20 protein-coding genes and 1 other annotated feature are annotated in these 21,838 nt (G+C 36.9%); of the genes, 18 read left to right on the top strand and 2 right to left on the bottom strand.

Annotated elements, in window-relative coordinates; genetic code table 11:
- Positions 1 to 34: 34 nt before the first annotated feature.
- Entirely contained in the window at positions 35 to 559 is a 525-nt protein-coding gene (locus AAG186_RS04805; protein WP_342621313.1) for a hypothetical protein, read from the bottom strand.
- 124 nt (positions 560 to 683) lie between these two features.
- Here AAG186_RS04805 and AAG186_RS04800 point away from each other — a divergent pair, with 124 nt between their 5' ends.
- From AAG186_RS04800 to AAG186_RS04765, 8 genes are all read left to right on the top strand, one after another.
- Positions 684 to 3,608 (top strand): AAA family ATPase, encoded by a 2,925-nt coding sequence (locus AAG186_RS04800; protein WP_161636409.1) that lies wholly within the window; start codon positions 684 to 686, stop codon positions 3,606 to 3,608.
- Positions 3,608 to 4,567: a signal recognition particle-docking protein FtsY gene (gene ftsY, locus AAG186_RS04795; protein ID WP_161636410.1), complete on the top strand. Its 960-nt coding sequence runs from the start codon at positions 3,608 to 3,610 to the stop codon at positions 4,565 to 4,567. Before AAG186_RS04800 ends, ftsY begins: the two co-directional genes overlap by 1 nt.
- On the top strand, positions 4,548 to 4,874 hold the full coding sequence (gene ylxM / locus AAG186_RS04790; RefSeq protein WP_342621312.1) for a YlxM family DNA-binding protein: 327 nt from the start codon (positions 4,548 to 4,550) through the stop codon (positions 4,872 to 4,874). The genes ftsY and ylxM overlap by 20 nt, the downstream gene beginning before the upstream one ends.
- Positions 4,867 to 6,069, top strand: a complete 1,203-nt coding sequence (locus tag AAG186_RS04785) for an acetate kinase (protein ID WP_161636411.1) — start codon at positions 4,867 to 4,869, stop codon at positions 6,067 to 6,069. The genes ylxM and AAG186_RS04785 overlap by 8 nt, the downstream gene beginning before the upstream one ends.
- Positions 6,056 to 6,979 (top strand): bifunctional oligoribonuclease/PAP phosphatase NrnA, encoded by a 924-nt coding sequence (locus AAG186_RS04780; protein WP_342621311.1) that lies wholly within the window; start codon positions 6,056 to 6,058, stop codon positions 6,977 to 6,979. Before AAG186_RS04785 ends, AAG186_RS04780 begins: the two co-directional genes overlap by 14 nt.
- Before the next feature lie 39 nt (positions 6,980 to 7,018).
- The gene (locus AAG186_RS04775; RefSeq protein ID WP_342621310.1) at positions 7,019 to 10,084 is read left to right on the top strand and encodes a DNA polymerase III subunit alpha; all 3,066 of its coding nucleotides are present in this window, start codon (positions 7,019 to 7,021) and stop codon (positions 10,082 to 10,084) included.
- 20 nt (positions 10,085 to 10,104) lie between these two features.
- A complete protein-coding gene (locus AAG186_RS04770) occupies positions 10,105 to 10,773 on the top strand; it encodes a response regulator transcription factor (protein WP_003773749.1) in 669 nt (222 codons plus the stop codon).
- Positions 10,774 to 10,900: 127 nt separating this feature from the next.
- The gene (locus tag AAG186_RS04765; protein ID WP_244660359.1) at positions 10,901 to 12,163 is read left to right on the top strand and encodes a HAMP domain-containing sensor histidine kinase; all 1,263 of its coding nucleotides are present in this window, start codon (positions 10,901 to 10,903) and stop codon (positions 12,161 to 12,163) included.
- Positions 12,164 to 12,200: 37 nt separating this feature from the next.
- On the opposite strand, the gene AAG186_RS04760 is transcribed toward AAG186_RS04765, so the two are convergent.
- Entirely contained in the window at positions 12,201 to 13,571 is a 1,371-nt protein-coding gene (locus AAG186_RS04760) for a polysaccharide deacetylase family protein (protein ID WP_342621309.1), read from the bottom strand.
- A gap of 369 nt (positions 13,572 to 13,940) precedes the next feature.
- Positions 13,941 to 14,011, top strand: a sequence feature (ribosomal protein L21 leader region).
- 18 nt (positions 14,012 to 14,029) lie between these two features.
- Between AAG186_RS04760 and rplU the strand changes: the two genes are divergently transcribed.
- Genes rplU through AAG186_RS04710 form a run of 10 tightly spaced genes read left to right on the top strand, consistent with a single transcriptional unit; the run spans position 14,030 to position 21,814 of the window.
- Complete coding sequence (gene rplU, locus AAG186_RS04755; RefSeq protein ID WP_125164464.1) at positions 14,030 to 14,344, top strand: 50S ribosomal protein L21; 315 nt, start codon at positions 14,030 to 14,032, stop codon at positions 14,342 to 14,344.
- A gap of 4 nt (positions 14,345 to 14,348) precedes the next feature.
- Entirely contained in the window at positions 14,349 to 14,669 is a 321-nt protein-coding gene (locus tag AAG186_RS04750; protein WP_125164465.1) for a ribosomal-processing cysteine protease Prp, read from the top strand.
- Entirely contained in the window at positions 14,666 to 14,950 is a 285-nt protein-coding gene (gene rpmA / locus AAG186_RS04745; RefSeq protein ID WP_003773744.1) for a 50S ribosomal protein L27, read from the top strand. Before AAG186_RS04750 ends, rpmA begins: the two co-directional genes overlap by 4 nt.
- A 53-nt stretch (positions 14,951 to 15,003) precedes the next feature.
- Positions 15,004 to 16,287, top strand: coding sequence for a GTPase ObgE (gene obgE / locus AAG186_RS04740; RefSeq protein WP_342621306.1), 1,284 nt, complete (start codon positions 15,004 to 15,006; stop codon positions 16,285 to 16,287).
- 14 nt (positions 16,288 to 16,301) lie between these two features.
- Positions 16,302 to 16,889: a Holliday junction branch migration protein RuvA gene (gene ruvA / locus AAG186_RS04735; protein ID WP_200549476.1), complete on the top strand. Its 588-nt coding sequence runs from the start codon at positions 16,302 to 16,304 to the stop codon at positions 16,887 to 16,889.
- The gene (gene ruvB, locus AAG186_RS04730; protein WP_161636417.1) at positions 16,890 to 17,900 is read left to right on the top strand and encodes a Holliday junction branch migration DNA helicase RuvB; all 1,011 of its coding nucleotides are present in this window, start codon (positions 16,890 to 16,892) and stop codon (positions 17,898 to 17,900) included. It begins immediately after the preceding gene.
- 9 nt (positions 17,901 to 17,909) lie between these two features.
- Positions 17,910 to 19,001: an undecaprenyldiphospho-muramoylpentapeptide beta-N-acetylglucosaminyltransferase gene (gene murG, locus AAG186_RS04725; protein ID WP_342621305.1), complete on the top strand. Its 1,092-nt coding sequence runs from the start codon at positions 17,910 to 17,912 to the stop codon at positions 18,999 to 19,001.
- Entirely contained in the window at positions 18,985 to 19,797 is an 813-nt protein-coding gene (locus AAG186_RS04720) for a cell division protein DivIB (protein ID WP_161636419.1), read from the top strand. The genes murG and AAG186_RS04720 overlap by 17 nt, the downstream gene beginning before the upstream one ends.
- Before the next feature lie 32 nt (positions 19,798 to 19,829).
- Entirely contained in the window at positions 19,830 to 20,189 is a 360-nt protein-coding gene (locus AAG186_RS04715) for an Asp23/Gls24 family envelope stress response protein (RefSeq protein WP_016357183.1), read from the top strand.
- Positions 20,189 to 21,814 (top strand): DAK2 domain-containing protein, encoded by a 1,626-nt coding sequence (locus AAG186_RS04710; protein WP_342621304.1) that lies wholly within the window; start codon positions 20,189 to 20,191, stop codon positions 21,812 to 21,814. The genes AAG186_RS04715 and AAG186_RS04710 overlap by 1 nt, the downstream gene beginning before the upstream one ends.
- Positions 21,815 to 21,838: the final 24 nt, after the last annotated feature.

Genomic DNA, 21,838 nt, shown 5'->3' with positions numbered 1-21,838 from the left:
ATCTCGTACTTTTTGATTGCTATCGTAAGATAGTTTATGATTTTTTGCTTTCGATTCCATAAGGACCAGTCCAAAGACCGTTATCGAAGAACCATGTTTTTAAATCATCGCTTGTAAAGGGATTATCTTGTTTAAATACAAGTGTTGACTTAACATCAACTTTATCCTTTTTAGCTTCAATTACGACAAATGCAGGATATTTCTCAACACCCAATAATTGTTTTAAGCGTGTTACTGAGATGTTTTGAGCATCAGACATATCAATCGTTGTAATTTCAGGTGTGGGACGTACTTCTTGTTCTGTTGTTAAAGGGGCAAGTAATGCATCTTCAACATAATCAGAGTCGGAATTACCATCTTTTAGTAAGAATACGTGTTGTCCTGGATTATCATTTAAAAATGTCTGAATTTCATTAAGTTTAATAACCGCTTCGCTTTTAGGCATACCGGTACTCAGCGTTAGAGCACTTGTTTTTGGTTTGAATTGATCGTATAAAACGACAAATAATGAAACGAGTGCAACTGCAGTAAACGCAATTAGAATAATTCGTTTTCGCATATTTCCTCCTAACGTAGCCAATAAAAGAATAGCACTTTGTTCAGAGAAAATCAAATTGTAGGATACATCTTTCATGTTTCATCATATTACGGTATAATAAGTTCATATGAGAATGGGGGTTTCTATGTTCCTCAAAAAGATAGAAATGCAGGGTTTTAAATCCTTTGCGGATAAAGTAGTTATAAATTTTGATGATGCCGTTACGGGTATTGTAGGTCCAAATGGATGTGGTAAAAGTAACATTAGTGATGCGATACGTTGGGTTTTAGGCGAACAGTCCGTAAAATCAATGCGTGGCTCGAGTATGACTGATGTTATTTTTAATGGGTCTGAAACGCGCCGGAAGGTCAATCTTGCGGAAGTTACTTTAGTCTTCGATAATGAAGCACGGCCTTTAAACAGTGATTATGAAGAATTAGAAGTAACACGAAGACTCTATCGGGATACTCGTGAGTCTGAATATTTAATCAATAAAGTTCCATGTCGATTACGCGATGTTCATGATTTAGTAATGGATACGGGTTTGGGTAGAGATTCATTATCCATCATCTCGCAAGGGACAATTAGTTATTTTGCCGAAGCAAAACCTATTGAACGTCGTGTGATTTTTGAAGAGGCAGCTGGTGTCTCTAAATATAAAAAACGTAAAATTGAATCCATCAATAAACTTGAACGGACAAAAGAAAATGTTGATCGTATGCAAGATATTGTGGATGAGATAACACGTCAGGTTAGTTCATTGAAACGTGCTGCTAAAAAGGCAGAACAATATAAAGAAAAAAAAGCGTTGCTTGAATCGATTGAAGTTTCAGTTATCTGTCGAGAGATCAAAGAACTGGAAGAACTTATTAACTCAAATAAAAACGATACCTATCGTTTAGAATCGGAGATTGCAACCTTAGAAACAAATATTGGCGTCTATGATCATGAACTCCAAGAGAAACGTCAAGAAATTTTTAAGATGGATCAAGATATCGTTAAAGGGCAAGAAAAGGTTATGCAATTTGTCCGTGAGATTGGTATCTTAGAAACGCGAAAAGTTGAAATTGATGAACGCCGTAAGTACACATTGGAAGTCGGCGATAAACAAGCAAAGGCACAAGAACTCTTTGCTGCTATGAATGATGCGAAGTTGGAATATGATGAACGTAAAGAACGTCATCAGAAACTAAATGCTGAAGTGGAATTGTTAACTGAAACAACGTATGAAAAAAATCGAGAACTTGCAGATAAACAACAATCCCTGAATACGTTGTTGTCATCTCTAAACCAATTAAAAAACAGATTGGAACTTGTGGTGCATCGATTGGAACGCCCTTTTGAATCTCAAGCAGGTGTTCAAGCTGTTATGAATAACAAAGCATCGCTTTTTGGGGTTCTTGATGCTGTGGGGAATGTTTTTACCCCTAAAGAGGGTTTGGAAGTCGCCATCACAACGGCTTTGGCTGGTTCGATGGTTCATATTGTTACTGAGAATGATAAAGCGGCAGTGAATGCGATTAACTTTTTAAAGAAAAATATGTCAGGGAGAGCAACTTTTATTCCTCTTACATCATGTAAATCACGTTCTGTTGCGGACGATGCCTTAACGGTTTGTGAACATGCTCCAGGATTTATGGGTGTTGCTTCAGATTTTGTATCCAATGATCCGGTATTTGAAATCTTAAAAGAGAGTTTGCTGGGCAATGTTCTTGTCGTATCCACAATTGAAGATGCTAACCGTCTTGCGAAACAATTACACCATTCCTATAAAATTGTCACGCTTGATGGGGATGTTATGCATCGTGGTGGAACAATGTCGGGAGGTAAGACTAGAAATAACCAACAGTCCATGTTGACGCTTAAACGTGACAAGGAATCTTTAGAAGAAGAAATCACAAAGCTTAAAGATCGAATTGTATTCTCGGAAAACGAAGTGCGAATGTTGCAAACAACGATCAAAGAAACGAACGACATCTTAATGCAACGCCGAATTGCTTTAGCGCAATTGGAACCATTGCTTGATGTCAAACGATCGAAGTATGAGCGTTTACAACAAGAGTATGAAGAAATAAATCCAAATGATGAGTTTATGACCGAGGATGTTGTTGACGAAGTTGTAGGAAAGCTTAATCGTGCTTATATGGAGCGTGATGAGTTAAGTTCTAATCTTGCCTTGATTCGCGAACGTCGTTTGGCACTTGGGAATGATGTTCAACGTAAAGAAGTCTTGATGCGTCAATATCGAAGTGAGTTAAATAAATTGACGCAAGAAAAACATGAAGTGAATTTGAGTGATACCAAGAATGCAACACGACTTGAATCAAATCTTGAACGTTTATCAAGTGAGTATCAAATGACCTTTGAATATGCGCTTGAAAATATTTATGATGAATCGGCTGCAAACGGTCGTGATGAAGTTCTTAAGCTGCGCGGCGAAATTGCTGCATTGGGAAATGTTAACCTTGAAGCCCCAGAAGAATATCAAGAAGCGTTTGAACGTCATGAATTTCTAACGAAACAGCTCGATGATCTTATTTCTTCTCGTGATAAACTTCTTAGTGTCATCGAAGAGATGGATCAAATCATGGTTAAACAATTTAAAGAAATGTTTGATAAGATTAACGGGGAGTTGGGTTCAGTATTTGGTGCTTTGTTTGGTGGAGGGAAGGCGAAACTTGTGTTGGAAGATGAAGATGATCTTCTAAATACCGGAATCGATATTGATGTACAGCCACCAGGGAAATCGGTTCAAAACATTCGTCTGTTTTCAGGAGGCGAAAAGAGTTTAATCGCAATTTCAGTTTTGTTTGCGATATTAAAAGCACGACATGTCCCATTATGTATTTTTGATGAGGTTGAAGCTGCGCTGGACCAAGCAAATGTTGAGCGTCTTGCAAACTACATCAAAGATTTCAGTGATGACACCCAATTCTTAGTAATTACGCATAGATCGGGAACGATGGCACAATGTGATGTCTTGTATGGTGTAACCATGCCGACACGTGGTGTTTCATCCATGTTGCGTGTACGTTTGGATGAGGCAATTGAATTAAAGGAGGAAGTATAATGGGATTTTTTGATATGTTTAAAAAATCAAATAAAAAAGATCAAAAAGAACAAGCACTTTATTCCACCGGGTTGGATTCAACCAAAGCATCTTTTGGTAATAAGCTTAAACAAATGTTTACAGGTAAACCTAAGTTTGATGATGCTTGGTATGATCATCTTTTAGCGGTTTTGATTCAAAGTGATGTATCTTTAAAAAGCGCTCAAAAAATTATTAAAACATTTCGAAAAAATGTGAAAACTTCGATGAGTGAAGAAGAAGCTTTGGAAACGCTTGTGGAAGTGATTTTAAGACAGTATGGGGATAATTTGGAACCATATGCCATTGAACCAGGACGCCTCAATGCAATTCTTGTTGTGGGTGTGAATGGTTCGGGAAAAACGACGACTTGCGCAAAATTGGCGTATAACTATCAACAAGAAGGTCATAAAGTATTGTTGGTAGGTGGAGATACTTTTAGAGCAGCTGGAAGTAACCAACTAAAAGTATGGGCTGATGAGCTTGGTGTTGATTTTATTGGCGGTAAGGATAATCAAGATCCGGCATCGGTCTATGTTGATGCAGCGCGGTATGCCAAAGAACATGATTTTGATGTCATGATTTGTGATAGTGCAGGTCGCTTACAAAATAAAGTAAACCTTATGAAAGAACTCGAAAAAATGAAGCGTGTTTTAGAGCGTGAAGTGGGAAGTATTGATCATACCTACCTAGTGATTGATGGTAATACCGGACAAAATGGACTATCTCAAGCGAAAATGTTTACTGAGGTCACGCCCGTTGATTCCTTAATCGTTACGAAACTGGATGGTTCACCTAAAGGTGGGGTTCTGCTAAGTATCAAAGATGAATTGGATTTAAAGGTAAGTCATATTGGTTTGGGTGAATCGGTCAGCGATTTAAGAGCGTTCGATATCGAGAGTTATCTCTATCATCTTGTGAATGATAACCATGAGCATTGAGAAAGCAATCGAATTAAATCGGCTTTTTGATTACTACGAAAGTTTGTTAACAGAAAAACAAATACAAGTTTTTCAATATTATTACCAAGATGACTTGTCATATCAAGAAATTGCGGATATCCTTAATATTAGTCGTTCGGCTGTTTATGATAACTTAAATCGAACAACCAAATTACTCGAAGAGTATGAGCAGAAGTTGGGAGTTGCGACATCCTATCAAAAATTATTTGATAAACTTTATGCCCTAGGGGATGGGGAAGTCAATAGAATCTTAGATGATTTCAATAGAGGAGGAAATTATGAGTAAAGTTTTAGCGGTAAATGCCGGAAGTAGTTCATTGAAATTTCAATTATTAGAAATGCCAGAAGCAGAAGTGCTTACAAGTGGTATTGTTGAGCGTATTGGTTTAAATGATGGAATTATCACATTTAAATATAACGATCAAAAAGATACAGATACTTTAGATATTCCAGATCACCATGTAGCGGTAGATCTTGTATTAAAAGGTCTTGTCGAAAAAAATATTGTTTCTGATTTATCAGAAATCGTTGCAGCGGGTCACCGTGTTGTTCATGGTGGTGAGTATTTCCAAGGGAGTGCATTATGTGATGAAGTGTCTGTAGCGCAAGTTGAAGAACTTGCTGATTTAGCTCCTTTACATAATCCAGCAAACCTTATTGGTTATCGCGCATTTAAAGAAGCGTTACCAAATGCTACACATATTTTCGCATTTGATACAGCATTCCACCAAACAATGCCTGAAGAAGTGTTTATGTATGCATTACCATACGAATACTACAGCGATTTAGCGGTTCGTCGTTATGGTGCACATGGTATTTCTCATGAATATGTTGCACAACGCACAGCAGAATTAATGGGTAAAAACGTTGAAGATGTTAACTTAATTACACTTCACTTAGGTAATGGTGCTTCGATTTCTGCAGTTGAAGGCGGAAAATGTGTTAATACATCAATGGGTTTCACACCATTAGCAGGACTCATGATGGGTACACGTACAGGTGATTTAGATCCTGCAATCGTGACTTATTTAATGCGTAAGCTTGATATTACAGCCGAAGAAGTTTTAGATATTTTCAACAAAAAATCTGGAATGGCTGGAATTAGTGGGATTTCAAGTGATGCTCGTGATATCGAAAACGGTATTGATGACGGCAATGAACGTGCAATTTTAACACGTAAGATGTATGCACAACGTGTATTACAATATGTGGGTGCTTATGCACTTCAATTAGGTCATGTTGATGGTCTTGTCTTTACAGCGGGTCTTGGAGAAAACGATACAGGAACACGTGAAGCAATTTTAGATGTGTTACAACCAGGATTAAAACTTGATTATGACCGTGAATTAAATAGTAAAACACGTGGTAAGGAAGTTAAATTGAGTACCGATGCTTCTTCAATGGATATTTGGGTTTGTCCAACAAATGAAGAACTCGTAATCGCAACAGACGCTTACCGAATTCATAATGAACAAAACTAAATTTCAAGAATATGTCGAATCTTATGATAAGATTTGCTTATTTCGCCATGTCCAACCAGATGGGGATGCTTTAGGTTCCCAGGTTGGTCTGGCAAAATGGTTGAAGTTAAACTATCCTGATAAGGAAATCTTAATGTTAGGAAGCGATCTCCATAATTTTACGATTTATGAACCCATGGATCAGGTAGAAAATCTTGGCTCGTTTTTAGCGATTGTTTTAGATAGCGCAAATCAAGAACGTATCGATGATCAACGTTTTCAAGAGGCAAAAGCGATTATTAAGATTGATCACCATCCAGAAGTAGATATTTATGGTGATTTACAAATCGTGGATTCGAGTCGAGGCAGCGTTTGTGAAATTGTCGCGGATTTATTGCGAGAACTTCAGATGAACATGGATGAAACGATTGCTAATACGCTTCTTTCGGGTATTTTGACCGACACACAAAAGTTCTCAATTGAAACAACTTCTTCTAAAACACTCCGTGCAGCAGCTTGGCTTATGGATGAAGGGGCAAACATTACAAAACTTAATCATGCGCTTTTCCTGCGTACGCGCAGAAATTTTGAAATCAATCGCGAGATTCAAAATCATATCCAAGTAAAAGATGCTTTTGCATATGTTATCATTGACCAAGCATTGCTTGATCAAATGGGAATTACTGAGTCTGATGCGAAAATGTTTACAGGTTCAATGGCAGGTGTGCGTGAGTTTAAGATTTGGGGATTGTTTATCCAAACTGAAGATGGAACGTTTAAAGCATCGTTAAGATCTCAAAATAATACAATTAATACCATTGCACAACGCTATAACGGTGGTGGACATCGTCTTGCTTGTGGTATTAAAGGTTTGACCTATCAAACGATGGAATCACTTATTCAAGAATTGGCAGAAACATCGCTATTATAGCGATGTTTTTTCATGTATAATAATGATAGAGGTGGCAAAATGGCGACACATTTAATGGTTCGCAGTCATTATTCGCTCTTAAAAGGAATGATGTCTGTAGACTTAATCTGCGAAAAAACAAAAGAATTTGGTATGAAGAGCATCGCCTTGACTGATCGGCATGTTCTTTTTGGTGCACTTGATTTTTATGTAGAAGCACAAAAACGTAATCTTAAACCGATTTTCGGTATGGAAATTACGATTGATGCTGATGATTTTCAATATGATTCACTCGTTCTCGCACGTACGAATGAGGGGTATCAAGGGCTTATTCACTTATCCTATCTTCTTTCACAACAAGAATGTGTATCGGAGGCGGATGTGATTCCTTTTCAATCCGATTTAGTGTTCATTGCATACTCCGAACAAGGGCCCTTTGAAAAAGGGATGCTCGGTAAAGATTTGGATGCTGTTGCAATCGTAATGGAACGACTCAACGCTTCGTTTTCGCATTTCTATATTGGATTATCACATCAAGAGTCCGGTTTTTTTGCAACTGTTAACGATCAACTTCGTCAAATGGCGGCTTTAAGAGGGATTGAATGTGTTGCGCTTCCGAAAGTATATTACGAAAATAAAGATGATGAGGAAGCGTTTCGAGCTTTGCAAGCAATCGATAAAGGAACTTATTTAGAAGATAAAACGCTTGTTTCTTCCCCGAATCGGCATTTTACGACGTGTGATGATTTTACGGTGCTTTATCAGGAATCTGAAATTGAACTTACTAATGCCATCGCGGAAATGTGTCATGTATCGATCCTTGATTTGACAACAGAATTACCGGAGTTTGAAACGCATCAAGATGTAAGTAATAAGATATATTTAGAACAGTTGAGTCATTTTGGCTTGAAGCGCAGATTAAATCAATCTGTACCTGTGAAATACCAGGAACGTTTGGACTATGAGTTGAAAATTATCAATGACATGAATTTTACAGATTACTTCTTAATCGTCTATGACGTGATTCGCTATGCGAAAAAAGAGGGGATTTATGTAGGACCAGGTCGTGGGAGTTCTGCGGGTTCCCTTGTTGCCTATTGTTTAGGTATCGTTGAAATTGATCCGATTGAGTATGATTTGTTATTTGAACGATTTTTAAACCCTGAACGTGTATCAATGCCCGACATTGATATAGATTTTCCAGATGATAAGCGGCAATTTGTAATTGATTACGTAAGGGAAAAATATGGTGATAATTATGTTGCTCATATTGTGACATTTGGGACCCTCAAGGCGCGGCAAGCGTTTCGGGATACAGCTCGAGTATTGCAAGTTCCAATTCGTAAGGTTGATCAAGTTTCAAAACTTATTGATCCACTTTTAGATTTGCGTCAAAATTACAATCAGAACAGTCGATTTAAATCGCTTCTACAATCTGAGAATATCTTAACCAAAACGTTTGAGCTTGCGTGTAGTCTTGAAGGTATGCCACGACATACGTCGACCCATGCTGCTGGAATTGTGTTGAGTAAAAAACCACTTGAAAATGTGGTCCCTATTATTCAATTAGACTCAGAGACCAAAGCGGTCCAATATGATATGAGTCGTCTTGAGTCAATTGGTCTTGTGAAGATAGATTTTCTGGGACTCAGAAATTTGACGATTATTGACAATATCAGTCGTCAAATTAATGAACAGGAGCCATTTGACATTATGGCAATTCCTCTTGACGATAAAAAAACTTACGATTTAATTTCACGGGCAGAAACGGTTGGGGTGTTTCAACTTGAATCCGATGGGATGAAAGCATTGTTAAAAAAAGTGAAACCGTATAAGTTTAGTGATATTGTGGATACCATTGCACTGTTTAGACCGGGCCCTATGGAAAATATTCCATTGTACCTCGAAAATCGTGCGCATCCCCAAAATGTCAAGTATATTCATGAGGACTTAAAAAAAATTACGGAAAGTACCAATGGGATTCTGATTTATCAAGAGCAGATTATGCAAGTTGCTCAAATTATGGCGGGATTCAGTTTAGCTCGAGCGGATATTTTACGTAAAGCAATGAGTAAGAAAGATGCTAAAGAACTTGATGGTTTAAAAGCGGAGTTTGTTCAAGGATGTATCGATAAAGGTCATAGTAATGTTTTTGCGCAAGAGCTTTTTGCGCTTATCTATAAATTTGCGAATTATGGATTTAATAAATCTCATTCGGTTGCATATGGTTTAATCGCCTATCAATTGTCTTATTTAAAAGCAAATTATCCGCATTTATTCTATACTTATTTACTCACCAGTGTGATTGGAAGTGAGGTTAAAACACGACAATATATTGATGAATGTCGTCGTAGGAAGGTTGAGTTACGACCGGTTAACTTGGAACAAAGCACTAATCATTATACACTTGAGGGATTTGCGATTCGCTTGCCATTTACCGTTATTAAAGGTATTAGTAAAAGTATCGGGGCTAGAATAAGCACTGAAGTAAATAAAAATGGGCCATATTTGAGTTACTACAACGCAATTAGCAGACTCAATTTAGTGGGCATCAAGAAAAATCAGTTTGAGTTATTGATTCAAGCAGGTGCGTTTGACTATTTAAATCCTGATCGTTTGAGTATGATTGCATCTCTTGAAGAAGCGTTACGCTATGCGAACATCATTCGAGTTGAGAAAGATGGTCAATCATCCTTGAATATGGATTTAATCAGTGAACCAATCTTTACAATGGTAACTGAAAATCGGCGACAGGTTCTCAATGATGAACTGCTTGTTTTGGGCTTTTACTTTAGTGAGCATCCAACATTACGCTTAAAACAGAAACATGAAGCGGACTCAGTCATTGATGTTAAAGTTCGTGATAAATATTTCAGAATCATCGCAATGGTTGATCGGATAAAGCTCCATCGAACCAAAAAAGGGGACCAAATGGCCTTTATTCAATTAAGTGATGATACAGGTTTGATTGATGGAGTGGTATTTCCGTCAGTATATGATAAAATAAAAGTGAACCTAGAAATAGGAGCACTTGTCTTAGTGAAGGGGCAGATGCGTGAACCGGGCTCTTTGATCATAATGGATATGTACCGATTTGATTCAAATCCGGAATTTCACGAATCATAAAATGAAAGAGGTGAATTCACATGGTTAGATTTTTGATTGTAGATGATGAAGAGAAAATTAGAGAAGTTGCCAAGGAATATGCAAAGGCGACGGGGTTATTATGTGATGAGGCGTCCGATGGAGCTGAAGCAATAGAAATGGTCAAAAGCAATGACTATGATGTTGTTGTATTGGACATCATGATGCCAAATCTTGATGGTTTTACTGCATGTCGTGAAATAAAGAAAATCAAAGATGTTCCGATAATTATGTTATCTGCACGTCAAGAGGAGTTCGATAAGCTTCTTGGTTTTGAATTGGGAATTGATGACTATGTCACCAAACCGTTTTCGCCAAAGGAATTAATGGCTCGAATCAAAGCGGTAAGTGAACGCGCTAAAGGAATGAAACACAGTGTTTATTCATTTGGTGGTCTTGAAGTGGATATTACAGGCCGTAACTTAATTATCGATGGTGAACGAATTAATGTCACCCCTAAAGAGTTTGACCTATTAGTCTTTCTCATTCAGCACAAAGATCAAGCGCTTTCGCGTGATGTATTGTTAGACAAAGTATGGAATTATAATTATTATGGTGACTATCGTACCGTCGATACTCATATTAAAATGTTAAGACAAAACTTAGGTCCGTATCGTGACTATATCGTAACGGTACGTGGAACAGGCTACAAGTTTGAAATCAACAACTAAAAATATGGCCTTTCGTATTTGGTTCTACTTCCTATTATTAACAGGAATTATGCTGTTATTTTTATGGATGTTACAGATTTCATTTATAGGACCATATTACGAGCGTAATCGATCTCAGACAATCCAAATGAAGGTCACAGAGATTGAACGGTTGTTAGAACGATCGGATATTTCGATAGTCGAAGAAGCAACAGGAAAAATTCTTGCAACTGAAAACATGTGTATTAGTATTTATAACGATCTTGGGGTTCGTACTTATATTGGTGAGAACCCCAATATTCCTTGTCAGTTAAACAATCTAAAAAATTCTACGATGAAAGAGTATATGATTATGGCTGATAATGCTTCTACACATGATTTTTCGATTAATTTTAATAATGGAATCCATGAGCAAGGGATGTATTTTTATGGGAGAAGTACACTCATAAATGGGAAACCGAATTACATTTTTGTTATTTCTCCGATAAAACTTTTAGATTCAACGGTATTTGTTTTAAAAAGACAATTTGGATTGCTAGCACTTGTAGTATTTAGCGTTGCGACAATTGTTGCTTTTATCTTATCGAAGCGACTATCAAGTCCAATTACAAAAATTACCAACAGTGCTAAAAAGTTGGCGGATGGCGATTTATCAGTAGATTTTGAAGGGGATGATTATTCTGAAGTTGAAACTTTGGCAAGCACATTGAATTATGCAACCCAAGAGTTTCGTAAAACCGATGAATTACGAAGAGACCTAGTCGCCAATGTCTCTCATGATATCAAAACACCTTTAACCATGATAAAAGCATATGCAGAGATGATTCAAGATATCTCCGGCGATAATCCAGAGATGCGTGAACAGCATCTTCATGTTATTGTGGATGAGGTTAATCATTTGGAACGTCTTGTAAATGATATGTTAACCTTGTCAAAATATGAAGCCAATGTATTCGATATTAAAGAAACTGAGTATTTTATGTTACAACAAATTCGCAGCACCACCCATTTGTTTTTAGCAATGGATTTACAATTTGAAGTTCATTGTGATCCTAACTTAATGGTGATAGCGGATGAAATTAAAATGGGTCAGGTTCTCTATAATTATATTAATAACGCTACCAAATATGTTGGTGAAGATAATTTAATCATCATTAAAGCAGAAGTTGAAGGGGATTTTGTTGTCGTTTCCGTTACAGATCACGGAATTGGAATTAGCCCTGATATTATTGATCATATTTGGGATCGGTACTATAAGATTGATAAAAACTACCAACGTAGTGGATCAAGCAGTGGGCTGGGTTTATCCATCGTTAAAGCGATTTGTGATGCCAGTGGATCAAAATATTGGGTTGAATCGGAATTGGGTTCGGGAACTTCGTTCTATTATTCTGTAAAAAAAGCAAATTAAAAAGTTAGGTTTAACCCTAACTTTTTTTGACTTCAATTTATTGAATTGGATCAGCATTAAAATAAATAGCATTTGTTTTAACGCTGTCATTGCGAGATTCAAGTAATTCTTTGACCGTTACAAATTTATAGCCTTGATCATGCAGTTTTTTTGCTGCACATTTAAAGCCTTCGTAACTGGATTCATAAATATCATGGAGTAAAATAATTGCACCATCATGTTTATATTTATCGATGGTATTACAAATCTGTTGAGAATCTCGAGATACCCAATCTTCACTGTCTACAGACCAGTTTACAAATGTTACGGGTGCTCCCTCGCGAACCGCTGCATTTGCATTTCCATAAGGTGGACGTACCATAAATGGACCTTTTAATCCTGAAGCTTTATACAGTGCATCGTCGGTATCTTTGATCTCCTTATTTACATCCTTAATATCCATTGAATTAAAATCCGGGTGTGTATAAGAGTGATTTGCAATTTGATGTCCTCGACGAACAATCTCTTTTACAACTGACGGATTTTGGTTAACCCGCTCGCCAAGCATAAAGAATGTTGCTTGACCTTCATATTTATCCATTTCATCCATAATTAACTTCGAATTACGATGATGTGGACCATCATCAAAAGTAAATGCAACCAATTTTTCTTTTGGATTAATACCACGATCGAGGTAGACAGGTGGAATTTCGCCATCTGTTTTTTCATACGAACCGATCGAATGGGAGAAGTAATCTGTAATTTTAGATAGATCAAATGAAACGGGATCTTTAAATCCGTCGATTGTAAAGACTACACTTGAATCCGATAATGAAATCGACGCATTTTCGTCAAGTGATGTTGCCTTGAGATAGCTAAGTCGATCCATTTCTTTGGGTTTGGTAAGTGTTGCTCTTACATCGCTGATGAGTTTCTTTCGACCAAGATCATTAAATAAGTCAGTTGCTTTGACAAATTCTCCAGTTTCAATATCGTAGGTTCTAGAGATTTGATCTGTAATTTCGTTATTTAATAATGTTTTAATATCTACAGTTACATATTTATCATGGACTTGATAAATTGAGTAATCTTGGAATATTTCAGATTTCTTTCCATCTTTATTTGATAATCCTTTCGAACGCTCTTTGCTTTGAGCGGTAATCGCTTCAATCCAAGTGTTTACTTTTTCATTATTGAGTGTTGGATAATGTAAAACCATGACGTTATCATCGGTTGCTTCTTTGATGACTTCATGATGACCAATTTTTTTATACTCGTTTGAAACACGGGTCATGTATCTCGGATACTTTGAGAAAGGATTAAATATCAAAGTCACGATGATTGTTACAACAACGAGTAGGGCGGCGATAATTGACGCCACTGCCTTCATATTGAGTTTGCGTACCTTAATGCTTCGTTTAGCTTTCATAGACGCACCCACAAAATAAAAATGCTTTCATCCCAAATCCACCTTTCGTTAAGATTTTAACATATAAACAGTGGAAATTAATGATATTATCGGAAACTTAAGAAGAATTTAAGGAATAAAAATCGAAAATGATTTGTAATTCAAAAAAAGAGCTTCTTAACTAGATTTTAAACGCAAAAAATCGCTTAATGATTGTATAAATAGCCTTTTGATTTTATTGGGCTTATATTAAAATTTTTCTTTAAACAAAGCGGTGTTTGAGCTGAAAATAGAGAATTGTCAATATATTAAATAATTTCGATATAGACTAGACATTATATTGGGACTGTTATATAATGTTAAGGCATTTAAAGGCGTAGTTGCATGTCTCTGGACGTACAACCGCACACTGTAAGGTTTAAGTGATTCGTCCACCTTACTTGGCGAGTCTTATGGCAAAAAATTGAAGGAGGTGTACTATGTACGCAATTATTGAAACAGGTGGAAAACAAGTTTTAGTTGAGAAGGATCAAACAATTTTTGTAGAAAAATTGGATGTTCAAGAAGGTGAAGAAGTTGTTTTTGAAACAGTTGTTGCTGTTAAAAACCGCACACTTAAAGTTGGTACTCCATACGTTAAAGGTGCTACTGTAACTGCTAAAGTTGAAAAACATGGAAAAGGTAAGAAAATTACTATCTTCAAGTATAAAGCTAAAAAAGGTTCAACACGTAAAAAACAAGGTCATCGTCAACCGTATACTAAGTTAGTTGTAACTGACATTAACGCAGGATAGTTCGATGATACATGTATCTGTTTTAATTAGTGAAGGCATCTATAAAAAAATGACCGTAACAGGTCATGCTGGTTCAGGTGAACACGGATTTGATCTTGTGTGTGCGGGAGTTAGTTCCATAATGGTTGGTGCTCTCAATGGTTTTGATTCATTGGATGATTCAGTAGAATTGGTCATGACTCAAGAACCACTAATTGAAATCGAAATTAAACATAGTAATGAACTAAATCAAAAACTATTTGAGTTTGTCTTGTTGCAACTTAAAACAATGGAACAAACTCAATCTAAATATATCGAAATAAATGAAAAGGAGGTTACTTCATGAAATTCGTATTAGATATCCAATTATTTGCTTCTAAAAAAGGTGTTGGTTCGACAAAAAACGGTCGTGACTCACATTCAAAACGTTTAGGCTCAAAGCGCGCAGATGGTGAATTCTGTACAGCAGGTTCAATCTTATACCGCCAACGTGGTACAAAGATTCATCCAGGTGTTAACGTAGGCCGTGGTGGCGACGACACTTTATTCGCTAAAGTGGATGGTGTTGTTAAATTCGAACGCATTAGCAAAACTCGCAAATGTGTTTCAGTTTATCCAGTAGCTTAATCTGAAGCCCCCTTAAATAGGGGGTTTTTAATTGAAATGGAAAGGGTGATTTAATGTTTGTAGATCGCGTTAATATAAAAGTAGTAGCCGGAAACGGTGGCGATGGAATGACATCATTCCGTCGCGAAGCATTTGTTCCACTTGGAGGACCTTATGGCGGTGATGGTGGAAAAGGCGGCGATATTGTTTTTGTTGCCGATTCGAATAAATCAACATTGCTTGATTTAAGATATAATCGTGTTATCAAGGCTTCACATGGTACACCGGGTAAGAATAAAAAAATGCACGGAGCAGGCGCAGAAGATGTAGTTTTAAGAGTTCCTGTAGGCACTATGGTTATTGATAACGAAAAAGGTATTGTTATTGCTGACTTGACAGAAGTAGGCCAACGTGAGGTTGTAGCGCATGGCGGACGCGGTGGTAGAGGTAATGCTCGATTTGCAACAGCAAATAACCCTGCACCGACTTTTTCAGAAAAAGGTGAATTAGGTCAAGAACTTGATATCACAATTGAGTTGAAACTGCTGGCTGATGTAGGAATAATTGGTTATCCTTCAGTTGGGAAATCAACATTACTTTCTGTGATTTCAAGAGCCAAACCAGAAGTTGCTGATTATCATTTCACAACAATTGCGCCAAATCTTGGGATTTCAAGCAGTCCAGATGGACGATCATTTGCGGTAGCCGATTTACCAGGTCTTATCGAAGATGCCCATCTTGGAAAAGGTCTTGGTCATGTATTCTTGAAGCACATTGAACGATGCCGTGTTTTAGTCCATGTTGTCGATATGGGTGCAGAAGATGGACGTGATCCGATTGAAGACTATAAAGTTATTAATAATGAATTGGAAAAATACAATGAATCGTTATTGAAAAAACCGATGGTTGTGGTCGCCAATAAGATGGATTTAGATGTTGCGCCTTCAAATTTAGAGAAGTTTAAAGTAGCATATCCCGATTTAGAAATTTTTGAACTTGTAACGATGGTTGGGGAAGGGATTGATTCGCTTCTTTACCGCCTTGCAGATATTCTTGACGAACATGTTGAAGAGCGCATTGAAGAACAAAGTGAATCCGTTGTCTATAAATATGAAGCTCCAAAACGTAATTTTGATATTGAACAAATCAATCAAACAAAATGGCGTGTTACGGGTGATATTATTGATCGTCAGCTCCGTCAATATGAATTTGATACAGAAGAATCTGCCATCCAATTTGGCCTTGCTATGAAGCGTTTAGGTGTTGATCAAGCACTTCGTGATGCTGGCGTAAAAGATGGAGATATTGTAATTGTTGCAGATATTCAATTTGTTTTTGAAGAAGGTATGGTAGAATAATAATAGGTGATAATATGATTGCATTTATTTCAGGTGTTGCAGTGGATCGAGGAATCGATTATGTTGTGGTCGATAACCATGGTATTGGTTATCAAGTTTTTTGTGGGAATCCAGAAATGGTTACATTAAATGAGAGCATAATATTTCACACTTACCAGCATGTGAGAGAAGATGCAATCATTTTATATGGATTTGTCGATAAACGTGAGTTGGATATTTTTCGCCAATTAATTACGGTTAAAGGCGTCGGACCTAAAACGGGGATTACAATTTTAAGCCGTTTTAGTGGTGAGGATATCATTCGCGCGATTGACCAAGAAGATATGGCTTTCCTTAAGAAACTGCCAGGTGTGGGTCCTAAGATGGCTTCTCAAATGATGTTAGATCTTAAAGGGAAATTTGTCGCATCCGATACACCGTCAACAAAACATGTGGCAATGCCACTTGTTGATGAAGCGTTGGATGCACTGGCTGATCTTGGATTTAAAAAAGCAGAGTTAAACAATATAAAGCAGGAGTTGTCGCTTCTAAATCTTGATTCCGTTGACGAGATGATTAAAGAAGGCTTAAAACTCTTACATTCAAGAAAGAGGGGATTGTAGATGGAAGAACGTCTTATGTCGGGTGAAGCAGTTTTATCCGGTCAAGATTACGAAGAAAGTTTACGTCCCCAAACACTTTCTGCTTATGTTGGTCAAGAGGGATTGAAAGAAAACTTAAAGATTTTTATCGAGGCTGCGAAGTCACGGAATGAAGCACTTGATCATCTCTTGTTTTACGGTCCTCCGGGATTGGGTAAGACTACCATAGCGCATGTTATTGCAAATGAGATGCAGACCGGTATCAAGGTTACAAGTGGACCAAGTATTGAACGAAGTGGTGACCTTGCTGCTATTTTATCAAGTTTGGAACCAGGAGATGTGCTATTTATCGATGAGATTCATCGAATGCCAAAAGCTGTCGAGGAGGTTTTATATCCAGCGATGGAAGATTTTACTTTGGATCTTGTTGTTGGTAAGGATTCATCAACAAGAAGCATTCAAATTGATTTACCACCCTTTACACTTATTGGAGCGACGACGCGAGCGGGGGATCTGTCCTCTCCATTACGTGATCGTTTCGGCATTATTTCTAAGCTCGAATATTACAGTCAAGAAGAACTTGAAACCATTGTTGCCCGAACCAGTCGAGTTTTAAATACGGTTATTGACCGTGAAGGTGTCAGTGAAATTGCAAAACGTTCTCGTGGAACACCTCGAATTGCCAATCGTTTATTTCGTCGTGTTCGTGATTTTGCTCAAGTCTTAAACGATAATGTTGTTGATATTTCAATCACAAAACTTGCGCTCGATAAGTTGAAAGTTGATAATTTAGGGCTTGATGATGTCGATTTACGGTATCTGCGTGGGATTATTGAGCGATTTGATGGTGGACCGGTTGGAATTGAGGCTATAGCCGCTTCAATATCCGAAGAAACAATGACGCTTGAAGATGTATATGAACCCTACTTATTACAACTGGGTTTTATAAATCGCACTCCCCGAGGTCGTGTTGTTACGACAAAAGCATATGAACATCTTAAAATTGATGTTAATCAAAGGCTATTTGAATAGAGGTAAAGTATGAAAGTTTGTATAGTTACAGGTGGTAGTGGCGGTCATATTTACCCCGCAATTACTTATGCTGATTTCATTAAGAAAAATCGAAATAGTGAAGTTGTTTTCATTGGAAATGACCATAAAATGGAATCATGGATTGTTCCAGAAGCGGGATATCCGTTTTTTGCGATTCATAACCAAGGACTACAAGGCTCTGTTTTGGATAAAATTAAAGCTGTATTTTCTCAGTTTGGTGCATATCGTTCAGCAAAAAAACATCTTAAAACAATTCAACCAGATGTTGTATTTGCTTTTGGAGGTTATGTATGTGGACCGGTTACTTTTGCGGCAAAATCCCTTAACATTCCCATTGTTTTACATGAGCAAAATGCTTATCCTGGAAAAGCAAATAAGATGATTGCGGATTCTGCGAAAGCGATTGTTACATGTTATGAGGAAGCATTTTCGGGTAGAGATCATGTATATTATCTTGGCAATCCGCGTGCTTCGCTTATTCATGAAGATATCGATAGCTCTGATGAGGTCAAACGGCTTAATTTAGATTTAAATTTAAATACAGTTCTCATGGTTATGGGGTCTCAAGGTTCGACTGCTATGAACAAGAAATTCGTGGATTTTGTAAAACAATACGATGACGCATCGACACAAGTCATCATCGTGACGGGACCACTCCATATTGAGGAATTCAAGAAAACAGTTGGTGAGGTTCATCAAAATATCCGACTGGAAGGGTTTGTTGATCAAAAAGCATTGCTACCAGTCATAGATTTAATTGTATGCAGATCTGGTGCATCAACGGTCGCTGAAATTGAATCATTTGGGCTTCCTTCACTACTTATTCCCAGCCCTTATGTGGCTAATAATCATCAATTCTACAATGCTAAATCGTTATTTGATAAAGGTGCATGTGATATGCTATTAGAGGAAGATATCCATGATAATATCTTAAATAAGCATGTTTTTGAACTGATTCGTAATAAACAACGATTGATTGAATTAGGACGCAATGCGCATAAACGTGCAACGCCTGATGCGGTTTCAAATATTGCTGATTTAGTTGAAAAGGTGGTGGGGGAAAATGACACGTCGCAATAATCCTGAATTAAACGATGAACGGGAACCAATTGATAAAATTAAGGCCTCGATAGACCTTAAAAAGAAGACAATTCGCCGTAATAAACGCAAACGAAGACTTATCAAATCGATCCAAATTTTAGTTGTAATTGGAGCTCTTTTAGGGATTTACTATTTTGATAAAAGTGATGCTTCACGAATTCACAACGTAAGAGTAAATGGGAATGTGATTCTCAGTGATGACGAAATCAAAGATGCGCTTAACATTCATGAAAATCAACGGATATATTTAACGTTTAGACCTTTTATAAATCAAAAAGGAAAAAAAGTTAAGGGGATTGACAATGTTGATGCTAATGTATATTATCGTCAAGGTATCGTGAATTTAAACGTAACTGAAAAAAAAGCTGTAGGATACACATTAGAACCAACGATACGTATTTATTTTGAAGATGGATATTATAAAGAATTCGAATCGATAGATCCTGCGACAGTTGAACGCTTGCCGTTACTTGTTGGTTTTACGGAAGAATCGATGACTGAATCTTTATTAGCAGCTTTAGCCACCATTGATGATGGCTCGATGGCTTCAGTTTCCGAAATTCATTTTGAACCAACTAAAGTTGAACCAGACTATATGAGGATTGTAATGAATAATGACTATTTTGTTTTTACAAATGTAGAAACTTTACCACAACTGAATAAATATGCTACTATTATAAGTGGGGCTGATCCGAATGCTCGTTGTATCGAGTTTATCGAGTACGGTCCAACTGAAGAAACACAGTCTGCTGTTGTAAAGGCATGTGGATCATAAAAATATAAAAATATGAAAGAGGAGGAGAAATGATGGCGATTGAAAAAACCAATGAATTTGGAAAAATCAATGTTTCAAACGAAGCAATCGCAATGCTAGCTGGCGGTGTCGTGACAGAATGTTATGGTGTTGTTGGTATGGCCTCTCAGCAAGTCTTTAAAGATGGCCTTGCAGAATTGTTAAAAGGTGAAAATTATTCCAAAGGTGTTATTGTGCGTAAAGGGGATAATGGATTTGATTTAGATTTATATATTATTGTGAGTTATAACGTTAAGATTTCAGAAGTAGTACTCGAAGTTCAAAAGAAAGCGAAATACATGTTAGAAAAAACACTTCAACAAAACTTTAATACGATTAATGTTTATGTTCAAGGTATTAAGGTTGTTCAATAATGAATACGATTAATGGCGATATCTTTTTGAAGATGCTTCAAAGTGGTGCCAACAATCTAACAAATAAGCATCATGAAATCAATGCTCTTAACGTTTTCCCAGTTCCAGATGGCGATACTGGAACTAATATGAATCTTACGTTTACAAGTGGTCTAACAGATTCTAAAAAAGCTGTTACATCTCATTTGGGTCAATTATCCAAAACATTATCTCGTGGTTTATTAATGGGCGCACGTGGAAACTCAGGTGTTATCCTTTCTCAAATCTTCCGAGGTTTTGCTCAATCCGTAGAACATTTGCAAGAAGCAAGTGTAATGGATCTCGCAGAAGCGTTCCAAAAAGGGAAAGAAGTTGCATATAAAGCAGTTATGCGTCCTGTTGAAGGAACAATTCTAACTGTTTTACGTGAAAGTTCACAAGCAACATATGAATTCGTTCTTAAAAACCCGGAAATTTCAGTTATTGAATTTTTTGAGTGTTTAGTATCCGAAGCCAATATTTCTTTAGATGGAACACCAGAACTTTTACCTGTTTTAAAAGAAGTTGGTGTTGTCGATAGTGGTGGTAAAGGTTATGTTACCGTTCTTGAAGGGTTCTTAGCTGAATTAAAAGGCAATCCAATTGAACTTGAAGAGGGTGATGAGTCCAATCATGCTGCTGCATCTGATTTCGAGCATGATGAGTTTGGTTACTGTACTGAATTTATCGTACGTCTCGATGAAGCGTCAATCAACCGTTATAATGAAGATAAATTTAGAGCGCAATTAGAAGCGCTTGGTAATTCTTTGGTTGTTGTTACAGATGAAGATTTGGTCAAAGTTCATGTTCATACATTGAAGCCAGGTAATGCTTTAAACTTAGCGCAACGTTATGGTGAATTTGTTAAACTCAAGATTGAAAATATGTCAGAACAACATAATACGATTTTGGATGCAGAATCAAATGCAACTAAAAATCAAAAACAACATAGTAAATATGCGATTGTCGCGGTTGCTGCAGGATCAGGTGTTGTTGATATGTTTAAAGAACTCCGTGCAGAATATATTATTAGCGGGGGTCAAACGATGAATCCTTCAACTGAAGACTTTGTTGCATTAATTAATAACATTGATGCAGATCACATTTTTATTTTACCGAATAACTCAAATATCATTATGGCTGCGAAACAAGCTCAAGATATTTGTGAAGATAAAGATATTCACGTTATTGAAACCAAGACAATACCTCAAGGTTTATCAGCGTGTGTTATGTTTAATCCAGATGTCGACGTTGAGGATAACTTAAGTGAAATGCTTGAAGCTGTCGCAAATACAAAGACAGGTCAAGTTACATACGCAATTAAAGATACAATGTTTGAATCCATTGAAATTAAACAAAATGATTTCATGGGTATTCTTGAAAAAGACATTGTTGTAACCAACCCAAATCGTTTAGAAACAACAAAAGCACTTTGTGCGAAGTTAATCGATGATGAGAGTGAACTTGTTACCTTAATCACGGGTGAAGATGTATCTAATGAAGAAGCGGATACGGTTGTTGATTTTATTGAATCTACCTATGACGTAGAAGTAGAATCACATCGTGGTGAACAACCTGTTTATTCATACATCATTGGAGTAGAGTAAAAGGGCTTAGCCCTTTTATTTTTA

The organism is Erysipelothrix sp. P66 (assembly GCF_038682365.1).
GTDB lineage: Bacteria > Bacillota_I > Bacilli_A > Erysipelotrichales > Erysipelotrichaceae > Erysipelothrix > Erysipelothrix piscisicarius.
Note: the sequence above shows the minus strand (reverse complement) of the source record. Positions and strands in the feature narration are given on the sequence as shown.